We start from the raw sequence: 7,553 nt of genomic DNA on the forward strand, positions 1-7,553 counted from the left end.
GCGGGGGACGGCGCACATGAGTAAGGCGCCGTTCCTGTCCCGGGCGGCCTTTGCGCGGATCACCGATCCGCTCGCCCGGGCGCTGCTGCGGATCGGTCTGACACCCGATGCCGTCACCATCATCGGGACCACGGCTTCGGTGGCCGGGGCGTTGGTGCTGTTCCCGATGGGCAAGCTGTTTCCCGGTGCGTGTGTGGTCTGGTTCTTCGTGCTGTTCGACATGTTGGACGGGGCCATGGCCCGGCAACGCGGCGGTGGCACCCGGTTCGGCGCGGTGCTGGACGCCGCCTGCGACCGCATCAGTGACGGCGCGGTGTTCAGCGGTCTGCTGTGGTGGATCGCGTTCGGCATGCGCGACCGGCCGCTGGTGGTGGCGACGCTGATCTGTCTGGTCACCTCGCAGGTGATCTCCTACATCAAGGCGCGGGCCGAGGCCAGCGGCCTGCGCGGCGACGGCGGCATCATCGAACGCCCGGAGCGGTTGATCATCGTGCTCGTCGGTGCGGGGGTGTCGGACTTTCCGTTCATCGCCTGGCCCCCGGCGTTGCCGGTGGCCATGTGGGTGCTGGCCGTGGCCAGTGTGATCACCTGCGGGCAGCGGCTGTACACGGTGTGGACCTCGCCCGGGGCCGGCGATCGCATACCGGTGCCGGGCAACACGGAAAAGACGCAACAGTGATCGCCACCCCGGCCGGGCTGAAGTCAACCGGTGGCCCACGCCGGCTGTTGACCAGCCACGCGACGGATTGGGCGTATGCGGCCGGCTGGCGCGTGGTGCGGGCGATGCCGGAGTTCGCCGCTCGCAACGTGTTCGACGCCGGGGCGCATTACGCGGCCCGCCGGGGCGGGCCCGAGCAACTGCGCAAGAACCTGGCCCGGGTCATCGGCGTGCGACCCGCCGACGTCCCGGACACCTTGATGCGCGCTTCGCTGGAGTCCTACGCCCGCTACTGGCGCGAGGCGTTTCGGTTGCCGACGATGAACCACCGCAAGGTGGCTCGACAGATCGATCACGCGTTCCAGGGCCTCGACAACCTGGATGCGGCGCTGGCCGCGGGCCGCGGTGTTGTGGTGGCGTTGCCGCACAGCGGAAACTGGGACATGGCCGGTATGTGGCTGGCGCAGACGCACGGCACGTTCACCACCGTCGCGGAACGACTCAAACCCGAGTCGTTGTATCGGCGTTTCATCGAGTATCGGGAAACCCTGGGCTTCGAGGTGCTCCCGCTGTCCGGAGGCGCCAAACCGCCGTTCGAGGTGCTCTGCGAGCGGTTGCGGGCCAACCGGGTGGTCTGCCTGATGGCCGAGCGCGACCTGACCCGCAGCGGCGTCGAGGTCAACTTCTTCGGCGAACCCACCCGGATGCCCGCTGGGCCGGCCAAGCTGGCCATCGAGACCGGCGCGGCGTTGCTGCCGGCGCACTGCTGGTTCGAACGCAATGGCTGGGGTTTTCGGGTGTATCCGGCGCTGGACTGCGCCAGCGGCGACGTCGGCGCCATCATCCAGGCGCTGGCCGACCGGTTCGCAGCCAACATCGCCGAGCACCCCGCCGACTGGCACATGCTGCAGCCGCAGTGGCTGGCTGATCTGTCGGACGCCCGGCGGGCCCGGCTGAGGCACAACTGAGGCAACAACTGAGGCACAACTGAGGCACAATTGAGGCCCAATTGAGGAAAGCCTGATGCGCATCGGGATGGTCTGTCCCTACTCGTTCGACGTGGCGGGCGGCGTGCAATCGCATGTGTTGCAGCTCGCGGAGGTGATGCGCGCCCGCGGGCACGAGGTCAGCGTGCTCGCGCCGGCGTCGCCGCATGCCGTCCTGCCCGACTACGTCGTCTCGGGTGGCAAGGCGGTTCCGATTCCTTACAACGGGTCGGTGGCGCGGCTGCGGTTCGGCCCGGCGACCCACCGCAAGGTCAAGAAGTGGCTGTCCGAAGGTGATTTCGATGTCCTGCACCTGCACGAGCCCAACGCGCCGAGCCTGTCGATGCTGGCGCTGAACATCGCCGAAGGCCCGATCGTGGCGACGTTTCACACCTCGACCACCAAGTCGCTGACCTTGACGGTGTTCCAGGGCATCCTGCGGCCGATGCACGAAAAGATCGTCGGCCGGATCGCGGTGTCGGATCTGGCCCGGCGCTGGCAGATGGAGGCGCTGGGCTCGGATGCGGTGGAAATCCCCAACGGCGTGGATGTGGCTTTCTTCGCCTCGGCATCGTCGTTGGACGGATATCCGCGGCCGGGCAAGACGGTGCTGTTCCTGGGCCGCTACGACGAGCCGCGCAAAGGCATGGCCGTCCTGCTGGCCGCGTTGCCTGCCGTGGTGCAGCGTTTTCCCGACGTGCAGCTGCTGATCGTCGGCCGCGGCGACGAGGACCAATTGCGCGGCCAGGCGGGCGGATTGACGCGGCATATGCGCTTTCTCGGCCAGGTCGACGACGCCGGCAAGGCCTCGGCGATGCGCAGCGCCGACGTGTACTGCGCCCCCAACACCGGCGGCGAGAGTTTCGGCATCGTCCTGGTCGAGGCGATGGCCGCCGGCACCCCGGTGGTGGCCAGCGACCTCGACGCGTTCCGGCGCGTGCTGCAAGACGGCAAGGTGGGGTGTCTGGTCCCGGTCGACCCCCCGGATTCACATGCCGCCGCGCTGGCCGATGCGCTGATCCGAGTGCTCGACGACGATGCGCTGCGGCGCCGGTACGTCGCCGCCGGTGCCGACGCGGTACGTCGTTACGACTGGTCGGTGGTGGCCAGCCAGATCATGCGGGTATACCAGACGGTTGCCGGGTCGGGCGCCAAGGTTCAGGTCGCCAGTTGATGACGGGGCTGCTCATCGCCACCGTCGCCGCGCTGGTCGTGGTGCTGGTGGTGTTCGGTGCCTGGGGTTATCAGCGGGCCAACCGGCTGGACCGATTGCATGTCCGCTCCGACCTGTCCTGGCAGGCGCTCGACGGCGCGCTGGCGCGGCGCGCGGTGGTGGCGCGCGCGGTCGCCATTGAGGCCTACGGCGACGCGCCCGAAGGCAGGCGGCTGATGGAACTCGCCGACGCCGCCGAGCGGGCCCCGCGCCACGAGCGCGAGGCCGCCGAAAACCAGCTCTCCGCCGCGTTGGCGATGGTTGACCCGGCGTCACTGCCGACGGCGCTGGTCGCCGAGCTGGCCGATGCCGAAGCCCGGGTGGTGTTGGCCCGCCGATTCCACAACGACGCCGTGCGCGACACCCTCGTGCTGCGCGAGCGTCGCATGGTGCGCGCTTTCCGGCTCGGCGGAAGAGCGGCGCTGCCAACCTATTTCGAGATCGCCGAGCGTCCGCACACGCAGGTCCACAGCGACCACGGCGACCTGAACCGCCGCACCTCGGCGCGCGTCGTGCTGCTCGACGAGACCGGCGCGGTGCTGTTGCTGCGCGGTTCGGACCCGGCGGCCGCGGCGTCGCATGACGACGCCGCGCCCCGGTGGTGGTTCACCGTCGGCGGTGAAATACGTAAAGGGGAGCAGCTGGCTGCGGCCGCTGCGCGTGAGCTGGCCGAAGAAACCGGATTGCAGGTTGAGCCGGCCGACCTGGTCGGACCCATCTGGCGACGCCGCGACGTTTTCGAGTTCAACGGCTCGGTGCTCGACAGCGAGGAGTTCTATCTGGTGTACCGCACGCGGCGGTTCGAGCCGTCGCTGGACGGGCGAACCGAACTGGAACGCCGCTACATTCACGGCGCCCGCTGGTGTAACGCCACCGACATTGCCGAACTGGTTGCGGCGGGTGAGCAGGTGTACCCGTTGCAGCTCGGCGAGTTGCTGCCCGAAGCCAACCGGCTGGCGGATGCGTCCGGCGACCATATGCGCAATGCCGTTGTGCCGCAGTCCATCCGCTGATCGGCGGTCACACTGGGTCGATCTCAGGGGAGCCGGGGCAACCACGATGACAGCGGTTGCAGCCCCACGTCGGCCAGTGCATCGTTGACGCCTTGCACGGTGCCGCGCTGCAGGGCCGCGGCAATGTCGAACACGCTGATGTCCGGGAACAGCCCGGCCGGGGTGGGAACGTTGGCCGGCCCCTGGCTCCAACCATGTTCGAGGTTGCCGTAGCCCCAGTTCACCAGCACCTTCAAGTTGGGCTGGATCAAATCCGCCAGCGGCTCCCCGACGAAGGGAACGGCACGCAGCGGAGCCAACATCGGCAGATCCTGGACGGGAATCATGATATAGGTCGTCAGCGACCCCGGTGTCACCGGCTGAACCACACCCGTGGCAACCCACCCGGGCGTGAGGGCCGGATATTGGGAGTGCAGAACCAACGCGCCGGCGACGGCGTTGACGTCCGCCAGGATATTGACCGGGTACTGCGGAAAATCGCCGACCCCGCTGTATTCGAGCGTATAAACGGTGGCCGGATAGACGTTGGACGGAGTCGCCGGGAAAAAGGTGAAGTCCGCGATCGGAATATGCACTCCGGGGAAGCGCGACAGAACGCCGCCGTTGGGATTGGCGGGATCACCGATCAGCACGAACGACAGATCACTCAACGCCGGCCGCTGGTCGGTCGGCAAGGTCGCGAGGTGGCGCAGTTCCTCGCCGACGACCACGGCGCTTTGCGAATAGCCCAGAACGACGGTCTTTTGTCCCAAGGTGAATTGCGTCATGATCGCCGAGTTCAGATCCGCGACGCCGCGGGCCACCGATTTGTCGAGGCTCAAGCTGTCCAGGCCGGTTAGCGGCCACAGCTTGGAGGGCGTTACCAAGAAGTCGGCGGCGTACCCGGCCGAGGCGGGGTCGACCGGGTTGATGAACAGGTCCGAAACGGCCGCGGTGTAGAAGATTCTGGGCAGCGGACTGAACGCGGTGCCCCCCAGGGTCAACACCACGCCGCCGCCCCCCAGCCGCTCGACCACGCTTGTGACCCCCACGTCGCCGTTGCCGGGCTGGGCGATGCCGACGAAACCCTCGCCGACGTTGACGAAGCCGACGTTGCGGAAGCCGACGTTCCAGATGCCGACGTTCGCGTTGCCGGTGTTCTCGAAGCCGATATTGAATTGGCCGACATTGCGAGTACCGACATTCGCATTGACATAGTTGTTCAAACCCGCATTGAAATTGCCCACGTTGTCGAAACCCAGGTTGAAGCTGCCAAGGTTTGCGTTGCCGATGTTGGCGTTGCCGGTGTTGTTGTTGCCGATGTTGAAGTTGCCGGTGTTGTTGTTGCCGATGTTGAAGCTGCCGGTGTTTCCCGTACCTATGTTGATGTTCGGGAGCTGCCAGCTGGCAATGGCACTATTCGCCATGTCCGCCAATCGTTGCGGCAGTTCCTGCCATGGCGGCAACTGCGCGACAGCCGCCGAGGCGCTCAGGTGGTAGCCCAGCATGGCGGTCTCGTCTTGAGCCCGCATCTGCTCGTATTCGGCCTCGGCGAGCGCGATCGCCGGCGCGTTTTGGCCGAACAGATTGGACATCACCAGCGACAGCAACTGAGACCGATTGCCTGCGATGATCGCGGGATGCACGGCGGCCGGCTGCGCCGCTTCGAACGCGCTCACCGCTGATCGGGCCTGAGCGGCCGCCTGCTCGGCGTCACTAGCCGTCGCCTGCAACCACGCGGCATAGGGCGCTGCCGCGCCCAGCATCGCCGCCGACGCCGCACCCAGCCACGTCCCGCCCGCCAGCCCCGTTGTCAACGCCTCGAACGAGGTGGCCGCCGAGCCCAGCTCAGCGGCCACCCCATCCCATGCTGCGGCTGCCGCCAGCATCGGCCCCAAGCCGGCGCCGGAATACATACGCGTCGAATTGATTTCCGGGGGCAAGATGACGAAATTCATCGTTGTCCGCCTTTTCCGAGCTGGTTCTCAGCCCTCGCACCCCCGCGATAGCCAAGCAGTATACGAGTGCCACGGAGCTCTCGCGGGTTTTCCCGCGGCGACCAAACGCGTTGCCCGTCGACGAAATCCAATGAGTTGCGGTGGGTTGCGCCGGGTCAGGACAGTTGCGGGAATCGCGGCGGCGGCAATCCCAGGTCGACGATAGCGTCGTGTACGCCTTGGCCGGCGCCCTCGACCAGTTGGCCGGCGACGGTAAGCGGGTCGAATTGCGGGAACAGCCCGGCCGGGGGGGCACATCCTGATACGCGGTGCGGTCATAACCCAACTCCACGAGCACCCGCAGATCCGGCTGCACCAGGTCGGCCAGCGGGTTCCCCACGAAGGGGATGGCGCGCAGCGGGTTCAGCAGCGGCAGATCGTGGGTGGGGATCAGGATGTATTTGGTCATGGTGTCCGCCGGCGACACGGGCTGCACCACACCGGTGGCGACCTGGGCGGACGTGAGGTCCGGGTAGCTGGAGTGGATGTAGAACTGGCCGGCGACGGCGTTGGCGTCGGCGAGCAGGTTGAGCGGGTACTGCGGGAAGTCGGCCTGGGTAGGCGTTGGCCGGGGTGGCGCCGAAGAACGGCAGGTCCAGAATCGGGATGTACAGACCGTGGAAGCGCTCGAGGAACCCGCCGTTGGGGCGGTTGGGGTTGGCGGCCAACACAAATGACAGCTGGTCAGCGGTTGGCCGTTGGTCGGCGGGCAGGGTCATGAGATGGCGCATTTCCAGGGTGGCAACCGAGGCGCTCTGCGAATAGCCGAATACCAGGGTGGGGTTGCCGTTTTGCGCCATGATCGCGTCGTTGAGCACCCGCGCGCTCTGCACCATCGACTGGCCGACGGTCAGACTCGTCAGTCCGGTGAGCGGCCAGTACTGCTCCGGGGTGTACAGGCCTTGCGCGAGGTAGCCCGGGTGGAACGGGGCGATGAACAACTGGTCGATGCGGCTTACATAGCTCGGTGTCGGCTGCAGGAAGGCGGTGCCCATGACGAGCGTCGTGCCCGGCCCCGTCGCCACCGGGCCTGTTGTCGACAGGCCGCCCATTAGCTGCTGCCACGGAGTCAGCCGGCTGGCCAATGCCGACGCGTCGGAGTAGTAACCGGACATGGCGGCCACGTTCTGGGCCAACATCTGCTCGTATTCGGCCTCGGTGGCCGCCATCGCCGGGGCGTTCTGGCCCAGCAGGTTCGACCCGATCAGCGACACCAGCCGAGTCCGGTTGACGCTGACCATCGCCGGGCGCACCGTGGCCGTCAGTGCGGCCTCGAACGTGCTCGCGGCCACCCGGGACATGGCGGGGACGCTTGCCCTGGCTCCGACAAATTTTCGCCGATGAAGCCGGGTAGGTCCTTGCCGGTTGGGCAAACACCAACGGCCTTGGCGCAGAACAAGGTTGCGGCACTGTGGATAGCCGGAAAGCGGCGTTGTCGCGCAGCTCTTAGACTGGTGCCCGCATCGAAGGAGAGAAGAAGGCAGTGGACACGTCGAACGAGACCGCGTCAGCCGGCGAGGCCGGTACGACACGGGTCAAGCGTGGTATGGCCGAGATGCTCAAGGGCGGCGTGATCATGGACGTTGTCACTCCCGAGCAGGCCCGGATCGCCGAAGGTGCTGGTGCGGTGGCGGTGATGGCGCTGGAACGGGTGCCCGCCGACATCCGCGCCCACGGCGGGGTGTCGCGGATGAGCGACCCCGAAAT

6 protein-coding genes and 2 pseudogenes are annotated in these 7,553 nt (G+C 67.3%); 5 read left to right on the forward strand and 3 right to left on the reverse strand.

Annotated features, from left to right (window positions below; translation table 11 throughout):
* Nucleotides 1-16: 16 nt before the first annotated feature.
* From pgsA to AWC07_RS19440, 4 genes are read left to right on the forward strand one after another with little or no spacing between them, the layout of a single operon-like run.
* A complete protein-coding gene (pgsA, locus tag AWC07_RS19425) occupies nt 17-679 on the forward strand; it encodes a phosphatidylinositol phosphate synthase (protein ID WP_036419885.1) in 663 nt (220 codons plus the stop codon).
* Complete coding sequence (locus tag AWC07_RS19430; protein ID WP_036419884.1) at nt 676-1,626, forward strand: phosphatidylinositol mannoside acyltransferase; 951 nt, start codon at nt 676-678, stop codon at nt 1,624-1,626. Before pgsA ends, AWC07_RS19430 begins: the two co-directional genes overlap by 4 nt.
* Nucleotides 1,627-1,681: 55 nt before the next feature.
* The gene (locus tag AWC07_RS19435) at nt 1,682-2,818 is read left to right on the forward strand and encodes a glycosyltransferase family 4 protein (protein WP_036419883.1); all 1,137 of its coding nucleotides are present in this window, start codon (nt 1,682-1,684) and stop codon (nt 2,816-2,818) included.
* Nucleotides 2,818-3,870, forward strand: a complete 1,053-nt coding sequence (locus AWC07_RS19440) for an NUDIX hydrolase (RefSeq protein WP_036419882.1) — start codon at nt 2,818-2,820, stop codon at nt 3,868-3,870. The genes AWC07_RS19435 and AWC07_RS19440 overlap by 1 nt, the downstream gene beginning before the upstream one ends.
* A gap of 23 nt (nt 3,871-3,893) precedes the next feature.
* On the opposite strand, the gene AWC07_RS19445 is transcribed toward AWC07_RS19440, so the two are convergent.
* The 3 genes and pseudogenes from AWC07_RS19445 to AWC07_RS29390 form a co-directional block, all read right to left on the reverse strand.
* On the reverse strand, nt 3,894-5,807 hold the full coding sequence (locus tag AWC07_RS19445) for a PE-PPE domain-containing protein (protein ID WP_036419881.1): 1,914 nt from the start codon (nt 5,805-5,807) through the stop codon (nt 3,894-3,896).
* A complete protein-coding gene (locus AWC07_RS29385) occupies nt 5,698-6,519 on the reverse strand; it encodes a PE-PPE domain-containing protein (RefSeq protein ID WP_279628909.1) in 822 nt (273 codons plus the stop codon). Before AWC07_RS29385 ends, AWC07_RS19445 begins: the two co-directional genes overlap by 110 nt.
* Nucleotides 6,413-7,147 (reverse strand): annotated as a pseudogene (locus tag AWC07_RS29390) (PE-PPE domain-containing protein); the annotation flags it as partial. The pseudogene AWC07_RS29390 and the gene AWC07_RS29385, both read right to left, overlap by 107 nt.
* 182 nt (nt 7,148-7,329) lie before the next feature.
* Here AWC07_RS29390 and AWC07_RS19455 point away from each other — a divergent pair.
* A pseudogene (locus AWC07_RS19455) lies at nt 7,330-7,553 on the forward strand (pyridoxal 5'-phosphate synthase lyase subunit PdxS); the annotation flags it as partial.

The organism is Mycobacterium gastri, from assembly GCF_002102175.1.
In the GTDB taxonomy this organism is placed as follows: Bacteria; Actinomycetota; Actinomycetes; order Mycobacteriales; family Mycobacteriaceae; genus Mycobacterium; species Mycobacterium gastri.